Below are 23,544 nucleotides of genomic sequence, written 5' to 3'. Positions count from 1 at the left end.
ACATGAATCCAAAACAAACACAAGAAAAAGAACCAAACCTACCTTTAGAAAGAACGATTAAAGCCCTCAAAGATGCACGCTACCAACTAGAAAGGTATAAAAATCAAAGCAAGGAACCAATTGCCATAATTGGAATTGGTTGCCGTTTTCCTGGAGGTGCATCTACCCCTGAAGCCTTCTGGCAACTTTTACAAAATGGAGTAGATACTATTACTGAAGTGCCACCAGACCGATGGCCTCTTAGTAAATATTATGACCCTGACCCTACCACTCCCGGTAAAATCTATACTCGTTATGGAGCCTTTGTTGAGCAAATACGGGAGTTTGATGCCAGTTTTTTTGGTATTTCTCCTAAAGAAGCAATTCATTTAGACCCCCAACATCGATTACTTCTAGAAGTAACTTGGGAAGCTTTAGAGCGTTCTGCTACAAATCCACAAAAACTGATAGGAACTCAAACAGGCGTATTTATTGGTATAACTAGCAACGACTATTCTCAAAATATATTTACTCAAGGTCCTGAACAAATTGATGCTTACTCAAGTCTAGGTAATGGCCACAGTATAGCATCAGGGCGAATCTCTTATATTCTCGGCCTTAAAGGTCCCTGTGTAGCAGTAGATACAGCTTGCTCTTCTTCTTTAATAAGTACTCATTTAGCTTGTTCTAGTCTGAGGAATCAAGAGTGCAATCTGGCCCTGGCAGGAGGGGTACATTTATCGATTTCTCCAGAAATAACAATCAACTATTGTAAAGCAAAAATGTTGTCTGTGGATGGTCGTTGTAAGACTTTTGATGCTGCGGCAGATGGATTTGTCCGTGGTGAAGGTTGTGGTATGATTGTACTCAAACGTTTGTCGGATGCGCTCTCAGATCAAGATAATATCCTAGCAGTAATTCGGGGTAGTGCAACTAACCAAGATGGAAATAGTAGTGGATTAACAGTTCCCAATGGTTCATCTCAACAAGCATTGATTCGTCAAGCCTTAGAAAATGGAGGAGTAGAACCAGCTAGTGTCAGTTATCTAGAGGCCCATGGTACAGGCACATCTTTGGGGGATCCCATTGAAGTGGAAGCAGTGGGAGAAGTATTTGGGGCAACTCATTCTCAACAAAAACCTTTAATTATTGGTTCAGTCAAAACTAATATTGGTCATTTGGAGTCAGCAGCGGGAATTGCAGGTTTAATGAAAGTAGTGTTGCAACTGCAAAATCGACAAATCGCGCCGTCCCTGCATTTTCATCAGCCAAATCCTTATATTAATTGGGACCAATTACCTGTACAAGTATCAACGGATGTCCGGCCTTGGCAGGTAAATAATCACAGTCGTATCGCAGGTATCAGTTCCTTTGGAGCTAGCGGTACTAATGCTCATGTAATTATAGAAGAAGCTCCCTCAATAGTCACAACTCAGAATAATAATGTTGAACGTCCCATTCATCTATTAACTCTGTCAGCAAAAACCGAAAAAGCTTTAGAAGATTTAGTCAGTAATTATCAAAGTTATCTAGAAACTAATCCCGAGTTAGCCCTAGCAGATGTATGCTATACAGCCTCTACAGGTAGAGCCCATTTTAATCATCGACTAGGGGTGATTGGATCTGACCCCACAGAATTAATAGACAAACTGCTTGGGTGGAAAACTCAGTCAGAATTAGTAGGAGTGTTTTCAGCACAACCAAATAGGGAAGTTCCCAAGATAGCCTTTCTCTTCACAGGTCAAGGTTCCCAGTATATAAATATGGGAAGGCAACTGTATGAAAAAGCACCAACTTTCCGTCAAGCTTTAGAGCAGTGTGACCAAATTCTCCAACCCGATCTAGAAACATCTATATTAGAAATCATCTACCCCAAAGAGGAACAAAAGTCAAGTATTTTAGACCAAACAGCTTACACCCAACCGGCTATATTTGCCCTGGAATACGCCCTGTTTAAATTATGGGATTCATGGGGAATCAAACCCAATGTAGTTATGGGTCACAGTGTCGGAGAATATGTAGCAGCTTGTATTGCCGAAGTATTTAGTCTAGAAGACGGTCTCAAACTAATAGCCATGCGAGGAAAGTTGATGCAACAGTTACCCTCTGGTGGTGAGATGGTATCGGTAATGGCATCAGAATCTCAGGTAACAGAGGCCATAAAAGAATATAGTTCACTTGTAACAATCGCAGCAGTTAACGGACCAGAAAGTATAGTAATTTCAGGTGAGAGTGGAGCTATAGCAACTATTTGTGATATCTTAAAAAACACGGGAGTTAAGACCAAACAATTACAGGTGTCCCATGGCTTCCACTCCCCATTAATGGAACCAATGTTAACCGAATTTGAAGCAGTGGCCAAACAGGTCACCTATAATGAACCAAAAATACCACTAATATCAAATGTTACAGGTACTGAAGTAGGTGCAGAAATAACCACTGCTGAATATTGGGTAGCTCATGTGCGTCAACCAGTAAGATTTGCTCAGAGTATGAAAACTCTGGAAGAGCAAGGATATGAAACCTTCCTGGAAATAGGACCCAAACCAATATTGTTAGGAATGGGAAGGCAATGTGTAAAAGAAGATGTAGGAGAATGGTTGCCCTCATTGCGTCCGAATCAAATTCCCCTCCAGTCCCCCTTAGAAATGGGGAAGTCAGAGGATGCTGCGCTTTTGAAGGATGAATGGCAACAAATGGTATCGAGCTTAGGAAAATTGTATGTAAAAGGAGCCAAAATAGATTGGTCAGGGTTTGACTCTGATTATAATCGTCAGAAAGTAGCCTTACCCACATATCCATTCCAACGAGAACGTTATTGGGTAGAAACAACAGAAAACAAACAGAAACAACATCAAAACACAGACAATATTCATCAGACTCCAATTGTTCAACTACTCACCCAAGGAAACACAAAAACCCTAACCCAACAACTAGAAACAACCGGCAAACTTTCATCAGAAAAACTGAAACTCTTACCCGAACTATTAGAGATATTAGCCCAACAACATCAAGAACAACTAACAGCCGCAACCCTCAAAAATTGGTTCTACGAAATTCAGTGGCAACCCCTCACTCAAACCAACTTAAACACAAACATTCAACCAACTCATTGGTTAATTTTAGCCGATACCACAGGAGTAGCCGAAAAACTCGCCCAAAAATTACAACAACAGGGTCATGAATACAGCCTAGTTGCTCGAGGCGAGAACTATAAAAAATCAACAGCAAATACTTATCAACTCAACCCTCATACTCCCCAAGAATTTGAACAACTGTATCAAGAAATTCAACAAAATACTCAAACTCCCATTACGAAGTTAATTCATTTGTGGAGTTTAGACGCTCCCGCATCAAAAGACTTAACCGTTGAAACCTTAGAATCAAGCCAAATCTGGGGATGTGGCAGCGTAGTGCACCTGTTACAAACCCTACTCAAAAACTCTAGCATTCCCGAACTGTGGTTAGTAACCCGTGGTTCCCAGTCAGTATTATCCAACACAGAAAATCACATAACAGGACTAGCCGCCTCACCCTTGTGGGGATTAGGTCGAGTCGTGTCCCTAGAACATCCCCAATTATGGGGAGGATTAATAGATCTAGACCCACAAGCTCCAGCAGTAGACGAGACAGAAATCTTATGGCAATTATTAGCTAACCAACAAGAAGAAGATCATCTAGCCTTACGGGGTGAAAAGACCTATGTAGCTCGTCTAGTTAACAAAGATACTCCAGAATTTTCTCAACCCCTATCCTTATCATCAGATGGTAGTTACCTAATAACTGGAGGGTTAGGAGCTTTAGGATTACATACTGCCCAATGGTTGGTGGAAAAAGGAGCGAAAAACATTGTTTTAACTGGACGTCGCCCTCCAACCGAAAAAGTGACTGAGTCCATAAAACAATTAGAAGAAACAGGATGCCAAGTGAGAGTGTTGTTAGGGGATGTTTCTGTGGAAGCAGATCTAGCCAAAATTCTGGAACAAATTCAGACATCAATGCCAATACTCAAAGGCATAATTCATGCGGCCGGAGTGCTAGATGATGGAACCATACAACAGATGAATTGGGAGCGTTTTGCCAAAGTTATGTCACCCAAGCTAATCGGAACTTGGCACTTACATACATTAACCCAAAATCTGCCATTAGATTTCTTTGTCTGTTTCTCCTCAATAGCTTCGATGTTGGGGTCCCTTGGTCAAGGAAACTATGCTGCTGCCAACGCCTTTATGGATACCTTAGCCAGTTATCGTCGCAGCCAAGGATTATCAGGACTAGCCATTAATTGGGGAGCATGGGCATCTGAGGGCATGGCTGCTCGTTTAGCAGTGGAGCATCAAAGTAGGATGCAGAACAGTGGGATAACTGAAATCGCCCCCAAAGAAGGAATGTCTGCCTTAGATTTACTGTTAACCCAGAAATCTGCTACAGCTCAGGTAGGGGTAGCAGGTATACAGTGGCAGGTACTGGCAGAAAATTGGAGTGGTATGAAAACAAATTCATTACTACGAGAATTATTACAGCAAGAGGAATGGTTTGAACAAGATACACGGAAACAGAAAGTCAAAGCTGAATTTTTAGCCAAATTAGAGGAGGCATCAAATGATAAACGTCAAGAAATTTTAACCGAACACATTCGGAGGCAGGTAGCTCAGGTACTGGGTTTCAGTTCGTCTAAATTACCAGAAGTCAATGTAGGCTTGATGGAAATGGGAATGGACTCTTTGATGACAGTAGAATTAAAAAATCGACTGCAAAATCAACTAGAAACCAACTTACCTGAGACAATAGCCATCGAATATCCAACCATTACCAAATTGTCCTTATATATAGAGGAATTAATGGGATGGAAGACAACAGAAATTGACCCATCCTCTGAAGAAACAGAAACCAAATTGATGATGGAGCGCTCAAGAACTGAAGCCATAGCTATCATCGGTATAGGCTGTAGATTTCCCAGAAATGCCAACACACCAGAAAGCTTCTGGGAACTGTTATCCAATGGCCAAGACTCCATTACAGAAATTCCACTAGAACGTTGGGACCTAGATTCCTACTACGACCCCAACCCTGAGAGCCCAGGGAAAATGTATATCCGTCACGCGGCATTAGTAGAGCAAGTAGATCAGTTCGACCCACGATTTTTTGGAATCTCCGAGCGAGAAGCTCATAGCCTTGACCCACAGCAACGCTTGATTTTAGAAGTAACTTGGGAAGCTTTAGAAAGAGCTGGTATTAACCCCCAACAATTAGAAAACACTCAGACAGGAGTGTTCCTGGGTATTGGTCAAAATGATTACGCTAATTTAGGTTTCCGCCAAGCAGCGGAAGATATTAGCCCTTACGATGCTACAGGCAATGGATTGTGTTTTGTAGCAGGTAGGTTATCTTACTTTTTAGGAGTGCAAGGCCCATCACTGGCAATAGATACAGCTTGTTCATCATCTCTGGTCGCTATCCATGAAGCTTGTCAGAGTCTGCGTCAGGGTGAATCTAATTTGGCCTTAGCTGGAGGAGTACATCTAGTTCTCTCTCCTGAAGTGACAATCGCACTATCAAAATTAAAGGCTCTAGCACCTGATGGCAAGTGTAAGACTTTTGATGCTGCTGCTGATGGTTATGGCAGGGGAGAGGGATGTGGCATTGTGGTACTGAAGCGTTTGTCGGATGCGGTTAAGGATGGGGACAGGATATCGGCGGTAATTCGTGGTTCGGCTGTTAACCATGATGGACCGAGTAGCGGAATGACAGTACCGAATAAACTGGCTCAGGAAAAACTGATTCAGAAAGCTCTCAAAGCAGCAAAAGTAGAACCGTTACAAGTGAGTTATGTGGAGGCTCATGGTACAGGAACTTCTCTGGGAGACCCGATGGAAGTGAGAGCTTTAGCTAGGGTGTTTGACCAGGGGCGTGAAGGGGAAAATCTCTTGAATATTGGTTCAGTTAAAACTAATATTGGTCATCTGGAAGCTGCAGCTGGAATAGCAGGTATGATTAAGGTGATTTTGCAATTGCAAAATCAGGAAATTGCGCCTCATCTGCATTTGGCTAATCCTAACCCTTATATTGATTGGGAAAATATGCCTTTGAAGGTACCGACTCAACTGACTCCTTGGTTGTCCAAAGGGGAGAAAAGGGTGGCAGGAGTTAGTTCTTTTGGTATGAGTGGTACGAATGCTCATATAGTTTTGGAAGAAGCATCAGTTCAAGTCAGAACTCAGAATGTGGTTGAACGTCCAGTTCATCTATTAACTCTGTCAGCAAAAACCGAAAAAGCTCTAGAAGATCAGGTCAGTAATTATCAAAATTATCTAGAAACTAATCCCGAGTTAGCCCTAGCAGATGTATGCTATACAGCTAACACTGGACGCGCTCAGTTTAATCATCGACTAGGAGTGATTGCTTCTGAAGCGACAGAATTAATAGAGAAACTGCTGGGATGGAAAACTCAGTCAGAATTAGTAGGAGTATTTTCAGGACAACCAAATAGGGAAGTTCCCAAGATAGCCTTTCTCTTCACAGGTCAAGGTTCCCAATATATAAACATGGGAAGACAACTGTATGAAAAAGCACCAACTTTCCGTCAAGTCTTAGAGCAATGTGACCAAATTCTCCAACCCTATCTGGAAACATCTATATTAGAAATAATCTACCCCAAAGAGGAACAAAAGTCAAGTATTTTAGACCAAACAGCTTACACCCAACCCGCTATATTTGCCCTGGAATACGCCCTGTTTAAATTATGGGATTCATGGGGAATCAAGCCTAATGTAGTCATGGGTCACAGTGTAGGAGAATATGTAGCAGCTTGCACGGCCGGAGTATTTAGCCTAGAAGACGGTCTCAAACTAATAGCCATGCGGGGAAGATTGATGCAACAGTTACCCTCTGGTGGTGAGATGGTATCGGTAATGGCATCAGAATTTCAGGTAACAGAGGCTATAAAAGAATATACTTCCCAAGTTACAATAGCAGCAGTTAACGGACCAGAAAGTATCGTAATTTCTGGTGAGAGTGGAGCTATAACAAATATTTGTGATATATTAAAAAACATGGGAATTAAGACCAAACAATTACAGGTGTCCCATGGCTTCCACTCCCCATTAATGGAACCAATGTTAACCGAATTTTCAGCAGTGGCTAAACAGGTCACCTATAATGAACCAAAAATACCACTAATATCAAATGTTACAGGTACTGAAGTAGGTGCAGAAATAACCACTGCTGAATATTGGGTGCGTCATGTGCGTCAACCAGTAAGATTTGCCCAGAGTATGAAAACTCTGGAAGAGCAAGGATATGAAACCTTCCTGGAGATAGGCTCTAAAGCAATATTGTTGGGAATGGGAAGGCAATGTGTAACAGAAGATGTGGGAGAGTGGTTGCCCTCATTACGTCCGGGAGTGGATGAGTGGCAACAAATGTTATCAAGTTTAGGGCAATTGTATGTAAGAGGAGTCAAAATAGATTGGTCAGGGTTTGACTCCGATTATAGTCGTCAGAAAGTAGCATTGCCCACATATCCATTCCAACGGGAACGTTATTGGGTAGAAACAACAGAAAACAAACATAAACAACATCAAAATACAGAAAATATTAGTGAGATTCCAATTATTAAACTACTTACTCAAGGAAAAACAGAAGCTCTCACTCAACAACTAGAAACAGTAGCAAAGTTTTCACCAGAAAAACTTAAATTTTTACCAGAAATATTAGACGTATTAGCCAAACAATACCAGGAACAATTAGCAGCAGTAACTACATCACTAGAAAATTGCTTGTATGAAGTAGAGTGGAGAAACAAAAGTATTTTTGGTAAACTACTACCACCATATTTCCTCATACCTCCCATAGAAATTAACCAAAAATTAACTCCTACTCTGACAGAATTAGTAACTCAGGTAGATAATGAAACAACAGTGTCTTTTGAAATAAGCTTGGACCAATTAAGCTTAGACTATATAGTACAGGCATTACAGGAGATGGGTTGGTCATACAAACCAACAGAAAGCTTTGCATTTGATGTAGCAGCCCAAAAATTAGGTGTAGTTCCCACCCATCGACCACTATTTAAGCGTTTGCTGCAAATATTAACAGAGTCAGGAATACTCAAGTCAAAGAATCAGCAGTGGGAAGTAGCACAAACCTTAGCTGAAGTAAAGCCGACTGAAAAAATCAGCAGTTTACAGAAGAAATATCCAGAAGAAACAGCAGCATTGACACTACTGGAGCGTTGTGGCTCTAAACTAAGTGGGGTATTACGGGGAACAATAGACCCAGTAGAGTTAGTGTTCCCCCAAGGAGATTTGACCACAGCGACTCAACTTTATGAAGAGTCAACAGTAGCGAAAGTGATGAACACAATAGTAGAAAAATCCATCACCAAAGCTATAGCAAAATTACCCAAAAGCCGAGGAATACGGTTGTTGGAAATAGGAGCGGGAACAGGAGGTACCACAAGTTATATCCTACCTCATCTAAATCAAGGGCAAACCGAATATACATTCACGGATATAGGGGCATTATTTACAGCCAAAGCTCAAGATAAATTCCGGGATTATAAGTTCATCAAGTATCAAACTTTAGACATAGAAGTAGACCCGACAACTCAAGGATTTGAGGCTCATCAATATGATGTAATTATTGCAGCTAATGTACTTCATGCAACTACAGATATGAAGCAGACATTATCCCATGTGCGAGAACTGTTAGCAGATGGGGGAATGTTGGTGTTATATGAAGCAACAGCTAAAACAATATGGGTAGATTTAATATTTGGACTGTTAGAAGGATGGTGGAAATTCAGGGATTATGAATTACGACCAGATTATCCTTTGTTGAGTAGAGACAAATGGCATCATGTTTTGAGAGAAACAGGTTTTACCGAAGTAGTAACCATGCCAGAAGTGGAGGGAATGGCAGAAACATTGTCAGAGCAAACGGTAATTGTAGCTCAAAGCTCTCCAACGAAGTTAGAACAAAGGAATGATGGTTCTAAGAGTTGGTTGATCCTAGCAGATTCTCAGGGAGTGGGGCAAAAGTTAGCTACCTTACTCCGCTCAGTAGGAGAGATTTGTACTTTAGTATTTGCAGGAGAGAGATATAAACAAATAGCACCAGCAGAATTTACCATAAATCCAGATCAAGGAAATGATTACTCACAACTACTAGAAACATTAACAACAAATGTATCTAGTTCTGTTGAAATTATTCACTTATGGAGTTTAGATAATTCTGAAGTTGAGAAGTTAACAGTAGAAACTTTAGAGTCAACTTCAAGCCTGGGATGTGGTAGCATATTGCATTTGACTCAAGCATTACTCAAGGTTGAATTTATTCAAAAGCCTTGCCTATGGTTAGTTACCCAAGGAGCACAGCCAGTTCTTGGCATTAACAGTTCTATGACTGGATTAGCTCAATCTCCTGTGTGGGGAATGGGTAGAGTCGTCTCTCTTGAACATCCTGATTTCTGGGGAGGAATGGTAGATTTAGACCCTAATAGCTCTACTGATGAATCAGTAGCTGCCTTAATAGCAGAGATTTGTGATTCAGATGGTGAAGATCATATATCTTTCCGTGATGGGCAGCGCTATGTAGCTCGTTTAATGGGTAGTAGCCAGATGGAAAAGTCTCAAAGTTTGAGTTTCCACTCTGATGCTACCTACCTAATTACTGGAGGTTTGGGATTTTTAGGACTAAAATTTGCCCAGTGGATGGTAGAGCGGGGAGCAAGAAATCTTGTGCTGACAGGGCGCAAAGGACTTCCTCCACGGGAAGAATGGGCTAATTTATCTGCAAATACTGAGGACGGGAATAAAACTAGAATCATCACATTGTTAGAAAATAGTGGGGCAAAAGTAACTGTATGTCCTGCTGATATCACTGATTCAATACAGATGTCCTTAATAGTAGAGGAAATCAATACAACACAGAAACCTTTAAGAGGAGTTGTTCATGCTGCTGGTGTTAGTAGTAGTGGATTGCCGATCAAGGAGATAGAACCTCATACTATGGAATCCGTGCTTCGTCCTAAGACACTAGGAACATGGATTTTACATCAACTAACCAAGAATTTATCTCTGGACTTTTTTGTCTGCTTTTCTTCTGCTGGCTCAGTGTGGGGAGCTAAAACTCAAGGTAGTTATGATGCAGCTAATCATTTCCTGGATGCATTTGCTTACTATCGCCGTTCTATAGGACTACCAGCATTAAGTGTTAATTGGGGAAGTCTAGGTCAGGGAGGCATGGCTTCTGAGGAAACTTATGTCCAAGCTATGAGTAAAATTGGATTGAAACCATTACAGCCAGAGCAAGGATTTAACGCTTTGGGTTGGCTTATGGAAACTGATACAGTCCAAACAGTGGTAGCCTGGGTAGACTGGAATATATTTAAAGAAGTCTATCAATCGAAAAAATACCGACCACTTTTGGCAGAGATAGAAAACAAATCACTAGAATCAGAAGATCGGTCATTACTACAGCAACCAGAAATTTTAAAACAATTAGAAGCAGAGCCTGAAAGTAGGCGTTATCAACTTTTGATTGACTATCTTACGAATGAAGTAGCTAGAGTATTGGGGGTCAAAGATTTTAAACTACTATCTCCAGAGCAAGGTTTATTTGAAATGGGTATGGACTCTTTAATGACAGTGGAACTGAGAAATAAACTGCAAAAAAGCTTGAATTGTTCTCTGCCAAAAACGTTAGCTTTTGAATTTCCAAATATTATTAGTTTAGCCGACTACATTTCTTCAAAAGTACTTGGTTGGCAGTTAAATAAAATAGAGCAGTCGCAGTTATCTGTTGTTCAACAACAGAAAGCAAATCAAATTTTAGAGATAGAAAATTTATCAGAAGAAGATGTTGAATCTTCAGTTATTCAGGAATTAGCAGCCTTAAACACGTTACTCGAGGACAATTAAAAATGAGCAATTCACCAGATAAAAAAGAAAAGCTATCTGTATCAAAACAGGTCCTTTTAGCACTTAAAGAAGCCAAAACTAGAATAGAAGCACTAGAGTCTACCACAACAGAACCAATAGCAGTTGTTGGTATGGCTTGTCGCTTTCCTGGAGGAGCCGATAGCCCCCAAAAATTATGGCAATTACTATCTGATGGAGTGGATGCAATTACCGAAATTCCTCCCCAACGCTGGAATGTAGATAACTACTACGACCCCAACCCAGAAACTCCGGGAAAAATGTCGTCCCGCTTGGGAGGATTTTTACAGGAAGATATAGCTCAATTTGACCCTCTGTTTTTTGGGATTTCAGAGCGAGAAGCTATCACTATTGACCCACAACATCGCCTACTCTTGGAAGTAAGTTGGGAAGCACTGGAAAATACTGGATATATTCCTCGGAGATTAGATAATAGTGTAACAGGAGTATTTGTAGGTATCACTAATTGCGAGTATCAAGTGATTACCGGACAAGGGACAGAAACTAATATCGCCCCCTATGCAGTCACTGGCTTACCATTGAATGCTGCAGCCGGTCGTTTATCCTACACCTTGGGACTAACTGGTCCATCTATGGCAATAGATACAGCCTGTTCTTCTTCTCTGGTTGCTATCCATCAAGCCTGTCAAAGCTTGCGATTACAAGAATGTCAAATGGCTTTAGCAGGAGGAGTTAATCTCTGGCTATTACCAGACGCATTGATTGCGACATCCCAGGCCAAAATGTCATCTCCTGATGGCCGGTGTCAAACTTTTGACGAGGAAGCTAATGGAACAGCTTGGGGAGAAGGATGTGGTATGTTGGTGTTGAAACGTTTGTCTGATGCACAAGCCTCAAAAGATCAAATTTTGGCAGTGATTTCAGGTTCAGCAGTGAATCAGGACGGACCAAGTAGTGGGTTTACAGTTCCAAATAGCTCATCCCAGCAACAGGTAATTCGTCAAGCTCTGAAAATGGCGAAAGTCAAACCATCCCAAGTAAGTTATGTAGAAGCTCACGGTACAGCAACTTCTCTGGGAGACCCAATTGAACTTAGGTCTTTGGCAGAAGTATTTGGGGAAGAACGTTCTGCCCAAGAGCCGTTGATGATTGGCTCTATTAAAACTAACATAGGTCATCTAGGATCTGCTGCTGGGATATCTGGGGTCATGAAAGTAATATTGCAAATACAGCATCGACAGATAGTACCTCATTTGCACTTGAAAAATCCCACCAGTAAGTTCGACTGGAAGAACTCCCCAATTGTGGTAGCAACTCAACCAACTACTTGGGATAGGAATGAACCTAGTGTAATTGCAGGAGTAAGTTCCTTTGGAGGTAGTGGTACTAATGCTCATGTAATTATAGAAGAAGCTCCCTCAATAGTCACAACTCAGAATAATAATGTTGAACGTCCCATTCATCTATTAACTCTGTCAGCAAAAACCGAAAAAGCTTTAGAAGATTTAGTCAGTAATTATCAAAGTTATCTAGAAACTAATCCCGAGTTAGCCCTAGCAGATGTATGCTATACAGCCTCTACAGGTAGAGCCCATTTTAATCATCGACTAGGGGTGATTGGATCTGACCCCACAGAATTAATAGACAAACTGCTTGGGTGGAAAACTCAGTCAGAATTAGTAGGAGTGTTTTCAGCACAACCAAATAGGGAAGTTCCCAAGATAGCCTTTCTCTTCACAGGTCAAGGTTCCCAGTATATAAATATGGGAAGGCAACTGTATGAAAAAGCACCAACTTTCCGTCAAGCTTTAGAGCAGTGTGACCAAATTCTCCAACCCGATCTAGAAACATCTATATTAGAAATCATCTACCCCAAAGAGGAACAAAAGTCAAGTATTTTAGACCAAACAGCTTACACCCAACCGGCTATATTTGCCCTGGAATACGCCCTGTTTAAATTATGGGATTCATGGGGAATCAAACCCAATGTAGTTATGGGTCACAGTGTCGGAGAATATGTAGCAGCTTGTATTGCCGAAGTATTTAGTCTAGAAGACGGTCTCAAACTAATAGCCATGCGAGGAAAGTTGATGCAACAGTTACCCTCTGGTGGTGAGATGGTATCGGTAATGGCATCAGAATCTCAGGTAACAGAGGCCATAAAAGAATATAGTTCACTTGTAACAATCGCAGCAGTTAACGGACCAGAAAGTATAGTAATTTCAGGTGAGAGTGGAGCTATAGCAACTATTTGTGATATCTTAAAAAACACGGGAGTTAAGACCAAACAATTACAGGTGTCCCATGGCTTCCACTCCCCATTAATGGAACCAATGTTAACCGAATTTGAAGCAGTGGCCAAACAGGTCACCTATAATGAACCAAAAATACCACTAATATCAAATGTTACAGGTACTGAAGTAGGTGCAGAAATAACCACTGCTGAATATTGGGTAGCTCATGTGCGTCAACCAGTAAGATTTGCTCAGAGTATGAAAACTCTGGAAGAGCAAGGATATGAAACCTTCCTGGAAATAGGACCCAAACCAATATTGTTAGGAATGGGAAGGCAATGTGTAAAAGAAGATGTAGGAGAATGGTTGCCCTCATTGCGTCCGAATCAAATTCCCCTCCAGTCCCCCTTAGAAATGGGGAAGTCAGAGGATGCTGCGCTTTTGAAGGATGAATGGCAACAAATGGTATCGAGCTTAGGAAAATTGTATGTAAAAGGAGCCAAAATAGATTGGTCAGGGTTTGACTCTGATTATAATCGTCAGAAAGTAGCCTTACCCACATATCCATTCCAACGAGAACGTTATTGGGTAGAAACAACAGAAAACAAACAGAAACAACATCAAAACACAGACAATATTCATCAGACTCCAATTGTTCAACTACTCACCCAAGGAAACACAAAAACCCTAACCCAACAACTAGAAACAACCGGCAAACTTTCATCAGAAAAACTGAAACTCTTACCCGAACTATTAGAGATATTAGCCCAACAACATCAAGAACAACTAACAGCCGCAACCCTCAAAAATTGGTTCTACGAAATTCAGTGGCAACCCCTCACTCAAACCAACTTAAACACAAACATTCAACCAACTCATTGGTTAATTTTAGCCGATACCACAGGAGTAGCCGAAAAACTCGCCCAAAAATTACAACAACAGGGTCATGAATACAGCCTAGTTGCTCGAGGCGAGAACTATAAAAAATCAACAGCAAATACTTATCAACTCAACCCTCATACTCCCCAAGAATTTGAACAACTGTATCAAGAAATTCAACAAAATACTCAAACTCCCATTACGAAGTTAATTCATTTGTGGAGTTTAGACGCTCCCGCATCAAAAGACTTAACCGTTGAAACCTTAGAATCAAGCCAAATCTGGGGATGTGGCAGCGTAGTGCACCTGTTACAAACCCTACTCAAAAACTCTAGCATTCCCGAACTGTGGTTAGTAACCCGTGGTTCCCAGTCAGTATTATCCAACACAGAAAATCACATAACAGGACTAGCCGCCTCACCCTTGTGGGGATTAGGTCGAGTCGTGTCCCTAGAACATCCCCAATTATGGGGAGGATTAATAGATCTAGACCCACAAGCTCCAGCAGTAGACGAGACAGAAATCTTATGGCAATTATTAGCTAACCAACAAGAAGAAGATCATCTAGCCTTACGGGGTGAAAAGACCTATGTAGCTCGTCTAGTTAACAAAGATACTCCAGAATTTTCTCAACCCCTATCCTTATCATCAGATGGTAGTTACCTAATAACTGGAGGGTTAGGAGCTTTAGGATTACATACTGCCCAATGGTTGGTGGAAAAAGGAGCGAAAAACATTGTTTTAACTGGACGTCGCCCTCCAACCGAAAAAGTGACTGAGTCCATAAAACAATTAGAAGAAACAGGATGCCAAGTGAGAGTGTTGTTAGGGGATGTTTCTGTGGAAGCAGATCTAGCCAAAATTCTGGAACAAATTCAGACATCAATGCCAATACTCAAAGGCATAATTCATGCGGCCGGAGTGCTAGATGATGGAACCATACAACAGATGAATTGGGAGCGTTTTGCCAAAGTTATGTCACCCAAGCTAATCGGAACTTGGCACTTACATACATTAACCCAAAATCTGCCATTAGATTTCTTTGTCTGTTTCTCCTCAATAGCTTCGATGTTGGGGTCCCTTGGTCAAGGAAACTATGCTGCTGCCAACGCCTTTATGGATACCTTAGCCAGTTATCGTCGCAGCCAAGGATTATCAGGACTAGCCATTAATTGGGGAGCATGGGCATCTGAGGGCATGGCTGCTCGTTTAGCAGTGGAGCATCAAAGTAGGATGCAGAACAGTGGGATAACTGAAATCGCCCCCAAAGAAGGAATGTCTGCCTTAGATTTACTGTTAACCCAGAAATCTGCTACAGCTCAGGTAGGGGTAGCAGGTATACAGTGGCAGGTACTGGCAGAAAATTGGAGTGGTATGAAAACAAATTCATTACTACGAGAATTATTACAGCAAGAGGAATGGTTTGAACAAGATACACGGAAACAGAAAGTCAAAGCTGAATTTTTAGCCAAATTAGAGGAGGCATCAAATGATAAACGTCAAGAAATTTTAACCGAACACATTCGGAGGCAGGTAGCTCAGGTACTGGGTTTCAGTTCGTCTAAATTACCAGAAGTCAATGTAGGCTTGATGGAAATGGGAATGGACTCTTTGATGACAGTAGAATTAAAAAATCGACTGCAAAATCAACTAGAAACCAACTTACCTGAGACAATAGCCATCGAATATCCAACCATTACCAAATTGTCCTTATATATAGAGGAATTAATGGGATGGAAGACAACAGAAATTGACCCATCCTCTGAAGAAACAGAAACCAAATTGATGATGGAGCGCTCAAGAACTGAAGCCATAGCTATCATCGGTATAGGCTGTAGATTTCCCAGAAATGCCAACACACCAGAAAGCTTCTGGGAACTGTTATCCAATGGCCAAGACTCCATTACAGAAATTCCACTAGAACGTTGGGACCTAGATTCCTACTACGACCCCAACCCTGAGAGCCCAGGGAAAATGTATATCCGTCACGCGGCATTAGTAGAGCAAGTAGATCAGTTCGACCCACGATTTTTTGGAATCTCCGAGCGAGAAGCTCATAGCCTTGACCCACAGCAACGCTTGATTTTAGAAGTAACTTGGGAAGCTTTAGAAAGAGCTGGTATTAACCCCCAACAATTAGAAAACACTCAGACAGGAGTGTTCCTGGGTATTGGTCAAAATGATTACGCTAATTTAGGTTTCCGCCAAGCAGCGGAAGATATTAGCCCTTACGATGCTACAGGCAATGGATTGTGTTTTGTAGCAGGTAGGTTATCTTACTTTTTAGGAGTGCAAGGCCCATCACTGGCAATAGATACAGCTTGTTCATCATCTCTGGTCGCTATCCATGAAGCTTGTCAGAGTCTGCGTCAGGGTGAATCTAATTTGGCCTTAGCTGGAGGAGTACATCTAGTTCTCTCTCCTGAAGTGACAATCGCACTATCAAAATTAAAGGCTCTAGCACCTGATGGCAAGTGTAAGACTTTTGATGCTGCTGCTGATGGTTATGGCAGGGGAGAGGGATGTGGCATTGTGGTACTGAAGCGTTTGTCGGATGCGGTTAAGGATGGGGACAGGATATCGGCGGTAATTCGTGGTTCGGCTGTTAACCATGATGGACCGAGTAGCGGAATGACAGTACCGAATAAACTGGCTCAGGAAAAACTGATTCAGAAAGCTCTCAAAGCAGCAAAAGTAGAACCGTTACAAGTGAGTTATGTGGAGGCTCATGGTACAGGAACTTCTCTGGGAGACCCGATGGAAGTGAGAGCTTTAGCTAGGGTGTTTGACCAGGGGCGTGAAGGGGAAAATCTCTTGAATATTGGTTCAGTTAAAACTAATATTGGTCATCTGGAAGCTGCAGCTGGAATAGCAGGTATGATTAAGGTGATTTTGCAATTGCAAAATCAGGAAATTGCGCCTCATCTGCATTTGGCTAATCCTAACCCTTATATTGATTGGGAAAATATGCCTTTGAAGGTACCGACTCAACTGACTCCTTGGTTGTCCAAAGGGGAGAAAAGGGTGGCAGGAGTTAGTTCTTTTGGTATGAGTGGTACGAATGCTCATATAGTTTTGGAAGAAGCATCAGTTCAAGTAAAAACTCAGAATGTGGTTGAACGTCAAGTTCATCTATTAACTCTGTCAGCAAAAACCGAAAAAGCTCTAGAAGATTTAGTTAGTAATTATCAAAATTATCTAGAAACTAATCCCGAGTTAGCCCTAGCAGATGTATGCTATACAGCTAACACTGGACGCGCTCAGTTTAATCATCGACTAGGGGTGATGGCATCTGAGCCGAAGGAATTAATAGAGAAACTGCTGGGGTGGAAAACTGACTCAGAATTAGTTGGAGTATTTTCAGGACAACCAAATAGTGAAAGTCCCAAAATAGCCTTTCTCTTCACAGGTCAAGGTTCCCAGTATATAAATATGGGAAGACAACTGTATGAACAAGCACCAACCTTCCGTCAAGCCTTAGAGCAATGTGACCAAATTCTCCAACCCGATCTAGAAACATCTATATTAGAAATCATCTACCCCAAAGATGAACAAAAGTCAAGTCTTTTAGACCAAACAGCTTATACTCAACCTGCCATATTTGCCCTGGAATACGCCCTGTTTAAATTATGGGATTCATGGGGCATCAAACCCAATGTAGTTATGGGTCACAGCGTCGGAGAATATGTAGCAGCTTGTATTGCCGGAGTATTTAGTCTAGAAGACGGTCTCAAACTAATAGCCATGCGGGGACAGTTGATGCAACAGTTGCCCTCTGGTGGTGAGATGGTATCTGTAATGGCATCAGAATCTCAGGTAACAGAGGCCATAAAAGAATATACTTCCCAAGTAACAATAGCAGCAGTTAACGGACCAGAAAGTATAGTAATTTCTGGTGAAAGTGGAGCTATAGCAACTATTTGTGCTCAATTAAAAAACATGGGAATTAAGACCAAACAATTACAGGTGTCCCATGGCTTCCACTCCCCATTAATGGAACCAATGTTAACCGAATTTGAAGCAGTGGCTAAACAGGTCACCTATAATGAACCAAAAATACCACTAATATCAAATGTTACAGGTATTGAAGTAGGTGCAGAAATAACCACTGCTGAATATTGGGTAGCTCATGTGCGTCAACCAGTAAGGTTTGCCCAGAGTATGAAAACTCTGGAAGAGCAAGGATATGAAACCTTCCTGGAAATTGGGCCGAAACCAATATTGTTGGGAATGGGAAGGCAATGTGTAACAGAAGATGTGGGAGAGTGGTTGCCCTCATTACGTCCGGGAGTGGATGAATGGCAACAAATGTTATCAAGTTTAGGGCAGTTGTATGTAAGAGGAGTCAAAATAGATTGGTCAGGGTTTGACTCCGACTATAGTCGTCAGAAAGTAGCATTGCCCACATATCCATTCCAACGGGAACGTTATTGGGTGGAAACCAACAACAACTTCTGGCCTCAAAAGCAATTTTCCCAAGGGGACAACCTCCATCCCCTATTAGGTCAAAAGCTAAATTGTGCAGGGGAACAACAGATATTTGCATCACAAATAGGAGAAAACTCACCCAACTATCTGAAGGACCACCGAGTATTTAATCAAGCACTATTTCCCACAACCGGCTACCTAGAAATAGCAATAGCAGCAGGAAATCACCAATTAAAAACATCCCAGATAGTAATAGAAGACCTAACTATAACTAGAGGATGGATACTACCAACAGGAGAATTGACAAATGCCCAAACCATACTCACCCCAACAGATAACCAAAGCTACAAGTTTCAAATATTTTCTCAACCAGAACAACAGGAGTGGAGACTCCACACCACAGGAAAAATCAGAAAAGAGTCACCCCCCCCTACTCAGACAAAAATTGACCTAGAAAAATACAAGAGTGAATGTGAGAAAACAATAGAAGTCAAACAACATTATCAAAAATTTAAACAAGTAGGGATAGACTACGGGAATACCTTCCAAGGCATTCAACAATTGTGGTCAGGTTCAAACCAAGCATTAGGTTATATCAAACTCCCCGAAGAATTAATAACACAAACAAACGACTATAATTTCCATCCAGCACTATTAGATGCCGCCTTGCAAGTAATGTCTCATGCACTGCCAGAAACGGATAATGACAAAACTTATCTGCCAATAGGAATAGAAGAATTCAGAGTATATAAGAATCCAGGGCTGAGTCTATGGGCATATGTATCAGTAACCAGTCGAGAAGTGGAAACTCCAGAAAGTTTGACTACTATTGTCACCATAGTAACTCCAGAAGGAGAAATAATTGCCAACCTCAAAGGTTTACAAGTCAAACTAGCAACAAAACAGACCCTACTGGGAACAGAAACCGAATCAATAGAAAATTGGTTGTATGAAGTAGAGTGGAGAAACCAAGGTATTTTAGGTAAACTACTACCACCAGATTTCCTCATACCTCCTATAGAAATCAACCAAAAATTAACTCCTACTCTGACAGAATTAGTAACTCAGGTAGATAATGAAACAACAGTGTCTGTTCAAACGACCTTAGAAGAATTAAGCAGAGATTATATAGTACAAGCATTACAGGAGATGGGTTGGTCATACAAACCAGCAGAAAGCTTTGCATTTGATGTAGCAGCCCAAAAATTAGGTATAGTTCCTACCCATCGACCACTGTTTAAGCGTTTGCTGCAAATATTGACAGAGTCAGGAATACTCAAGTCAAAGAATCAGCAGTGGGAAGTTGCACAAACCTTACCTGAAGTCAAGCCTACGGAAAAAATCAGCAGTTTACAGAATAAATATCCAGAAGAAACAGCAGCATTGACACTACTGGAGCGTTGTGGGTCTAAACTAAGTGGGGTATTACGAGGAGCAATAGACCCAGTAGAGTTAGTGTTCCCCCAAGGAGATTTGACAGCAGCGACTCAACTTTATGAAGAGTCAACAGTAGCTTTGGTGATGAACACAATAGTAGAAAAATCCATCACCAAAGCTCTAGAAAAATTACCCAAAAACCGAGGGCTCAGATTGTTGGAAATAGGAGCGGGAACAGGAGGGACCACAAGCTATATCCTACCTCATCTAAATCAAGGGCAAACCGAATATACATTCACGGATATAGGGGCATTATTTACAGCCAAAGCTCAAGATAAATTCCGGGATTATAAGTTCATCAAGTATCAAACTTTAGACATAGAAATAGACCCGAAAAGTCAAGGATTTGAGGCTCATCACTATGATGTAATTATTGCAGCTAATGTACTTCATGCAACTACAGATATGAAGCAGACATTATCTCATGTGCGAGAACTGTTAGCAGATGGGGGAATGTTGGTGTTATATGAAGCAACAGCTAAAACACTATGGGTAGATTTAATATTTGGACTGTTAGAAGGATGGTGGAAATTCAGGGATTATGAATTACGACCAGATTATCCTTTGTTGAGTAGAGACAAATGGCATCATGTGTTGAGAGAAACGGGTTTTACTGAAGTAGTTACGATGCCAGAAGTGGAGGGAATGGCAGAAACCTTGTCAGGACAAACGGTAATTGTAGCTCAAGGCTCTCAAAGGAAGTTAGAACCAAGGAATGATGGTTCTAAGAGTTGGTTGATACTGGCAGACTCTCAGGGAGTAGGGCAACAGTTAGCTACTTTACTCCGCTCAGTAGGAGAGGTTTGTACTTTAGTATTTGCGGGAGAAAAGTATCAACAAATAGCTCCGGGAGAATTTAGTATTAATCCTAATCAAGCTAAAGGTTTTGAGGAAGTAATAGAGATAGTGGCAGGGAAGTCACCATCATTGTATGGAGTAGTACAATGTTGGACGACAGAAGCCAGAATGGGGAAAACTATTAATTATGAGGAGTTAGAAAGTTTATCGAAGCTAGGGTGTGGCACAACTCTATCTTTAGTACAAGCATTGGTGAAAGCAGGGTTATCAATTGTACCTCGATTATGGTTGGTGACAAGTGGTGCTCAGGCTGTGCCGTCAAATCATCCGGTCATACCAGGAGTAGCTCAATCTTCGGTGTGGGGAATGGGGAAAGTGATTAGCTTGGAACACCCAGAATTGAACTGTACTCGTATAGATTTAGACCCAGAGGAGACTATAGAGGGTCAAGCTGATGCACTCTTTAATGAAATCTGGTCGGAGGATTCCGAAGACCAGGTAGCATGGCGTGGAGATGGTCGTTATGTAGCTCGATTGGTGGCTAGTCGTCATCGGCAACCAGTGGCACAACAGTTAGTACCATCACAACCATTCAAACTAGGAAGTTCCCAGAAGGGTAGTTTAGATAACTTAATCCTGGAGCCAGTTACCAGACGTTCGCCAGGAGCAGGGGAAGTAGAAATTAGAGTTAAGGCAACAGGATTGAATTTTCTAGATGTAGTATCTGCATTAGGATTAGTCCCTCAGCAAGTGGATGGAATGTCTCAAAAACACTTAGTAGAGATGGACAGTTTTGGTGGAGAGTGTGCGGGTGAAGTAGTAGCTGTAGGGTCAGAAGTCACAGGCTTTAATGTAGGGGATTTAGTTATGGCTATGGCTCACGGCACCTTTAGTCAGTATGTAACTGTTGATGCTACCTATGTAGTTATTAAGCCCGAAAATTTGAGCTTTGAAGAAGCAGCATCTGTTCCAGCTAATTTTTTAACAGCTTATTATACTTTGCATCATCTGGCTAAGATTAAGGGTGGCGAGCGCATTCTCATCCATGCTGGTGCCGGAGGTACGGGAATGGCAGCAGTTCAAATCGCACAGCAGGCAGGAGCTGAGGTTTTGGCTACAGCAAGTCCGCCCAAATGGGAAGCATTACGAAATCTGGGTGTTAAACATATTATGAATTCCCGGACATTAGAATTTGCTGACCAGGTGATGGAAATAACTCAAGGTCAAGGAGTGGATATTGTACTCAACTCCCTGACTTCTGGGGAATTTATTAGCAAGAGTATGTCAGTAGTAACTCAGGGTGGTCGGTTTGTGGAAATCGCCAAGCGAGGAGTATGGTCTTCAAGCCAAGTAGCAGCAGTTAGACCGGATGTATCTTATTTTGTGGTGGATTTAGTCAAAGAGTCAATAGAGCAACCGGGATTAATCAATTCTATGTTGCAAGGGTTGAAAGAAAAATTCGGCAATGGTTTACTACAACCACCACCAATAAAGGTATTTTCAATAGAGGAAGTCATTGATGCCTTCCGTTATATGCAACAAGCCAAACATATAGGTAAGATTGTGGTAACTCAAACACAACCTGATGCTAGGACTCAAAAGTCTTTAAGTTTCCGTTCTGGAGCTAGCTATTTAATTACAGGAGGTATGGGAGGTTTGGGTTTACTGGTAGCTAATTGGATGGTGTCAAAGGGGGCTAAACATTTAATCTTGTTAGGACGCCGTTCACCGGATGATGCTGCTATCAAAAAAATAACAGAATTAGAAATGGCAGGAGCGGAAGTGGTAGTGGAAAAAGCCGATGTATCTGATTGGGAATCGATCAGAGGTGTGTGGCAGAGAATAGATGAGTCAAATAGACCCTTAGGAGGAGTGATTCATTCGGCGGGGATGTTATCAGATGGAGTGTTGCAAAATCAGAGTTGGTCTAGTTTTGAGCAGGTAATGGCACCGAAAGTGCAAGGTGCTTGGCATTTACATCAATTGAGTCAAAATCAACTGAATCAAAATCAACCATTGGACTTTTTTGTGCTGTTTTCTTCCGTAGCATCTTTGTTGGGTTCTCCTGGTCAGGGAAATCATTCCTCTGCTAATGCTTTTCTTGATGGTTTGGCTCATTATCGTCGAACTATGGGATTATCGGGATTGAGTATTCATTGGGGAGCAGTTTCTCAAGTGGGAGAGGCGGCTGAACGGGGTGCAGATGTGAGGGCAAATAAGCAGGGGATGGGTGTAATATCTCCGGCTCAGGTATTGGAGTCTTTAGAACTATTGATGAGTGGTTCGGATGTGGAAGTAGGGGTCGTACCTATTGACTGGTCAGGGTGGCAGGAGAGAGTGACGCAGTGGCGGTTTTTGGCGGATTGGCAGGAAACTATATTGGAGGTGGCAGAAGCATCGAAGTCAGATTTTCTGTTAAAGTTAGAGGCTACACCACCTAGTGAGCGTCGTTTGTTGTTGGTGGCTCATGTGCGTCGTCAGGTGGCTCAAGTGTTGGGAATTAGTCATCCTGAATCAATTGCAATGGATACAGGGTTTTTTGATTTGGGTATGGACTCTTTGACTTCTGTGGAGTTGAGGAATAAGTTGCAAAGTAGTTTGAAGCGATCGGTACCTTCGACTCTGGCTTTTGATTATCCAAAGCTTAATAAGCTAGTAGATTACTTGGCTCAACAATTAAACTTAATAGATGTTCAACAAGAGGATACTGAGTTGCGATCGCCTAACTTACATGAAGAAAAATCATCCGAGTTATCAGACACTAGCCCACTGACAGAAGTTGAATTAGAAGAATCATTTCTTAGAGAAATTGAAGAATTAGAAAAATTAATTTAAATAACAATAGGTTTTGTGGGTCAACCTGGAAATTATATCAAACACCCACACAA

2 protein-coding genes are annotated in these 23,544 nt (G+C 41.5%); both read left to right on the top strand.

Going from position 1 to position 23,544, the window contains the following annotated elements; translation table 11 throughout:
- Window positions 1–2: 2 nt before the first annotated feature.
- On the top strand, window positions 3–10,901 hold the full coding sequence (locus tag BJP34_RS47605; protein WP_229424426.1) for a type I polyketide synthase: 10,899 nt from the start codon (window positions 3–5) through the stop codon (window positions 10,899–10,901).
- 2 nt (window positions 10,902–10,903) lie between these two features.
- Window positions 10,904–23,491 (top strand): type I polyketide synthase, encoded by a 12,588-nt coding sequence (locus tag BJP34_RS47600; protein WP_070393505.1) that lies wholly within the window; start codon window positions 10,904–10,906, stop codon window positions 23,489–23,491.
- The last annotated feature ends 53 nt before the right edge of the window (window positions 23,492–23,544 follow it).

It is taken from the genome of Moorena producens PAL-8-15-08-1 (assembly GCF_001767235.1).
GTDB classification, from domain to species: domain Bacteria; phylum Cyanobacteriota; class Cyanobacteriia; order Cyanobacteriales; family Coleofasciculaceae; genus Moorena; species Moorena producens_A.
The sequence above is the reverse complement of the archived record's forward strand: the minus strand, read 5'-3'. Positions and strand labels throughout refer to the sequence as shown.

What these genes read in the sequence shown, in the direction of transcription:
- BJP34_RS47605 (WP_229424426.1), top strand. Translation starts at nt 3, where the DNA reads ATGAATCCAAAACAAACACAAGAAAAAGAACCAAACCTACCTTTAGAA.
- BJP34_RS47600 (WP_070393505.1), top strand. Translation starts at nt 10,904, where the DNA reads ATGAGCAATTCACCAGATAAAAAAGAAAAGCTATCTGTATCAAAACAG.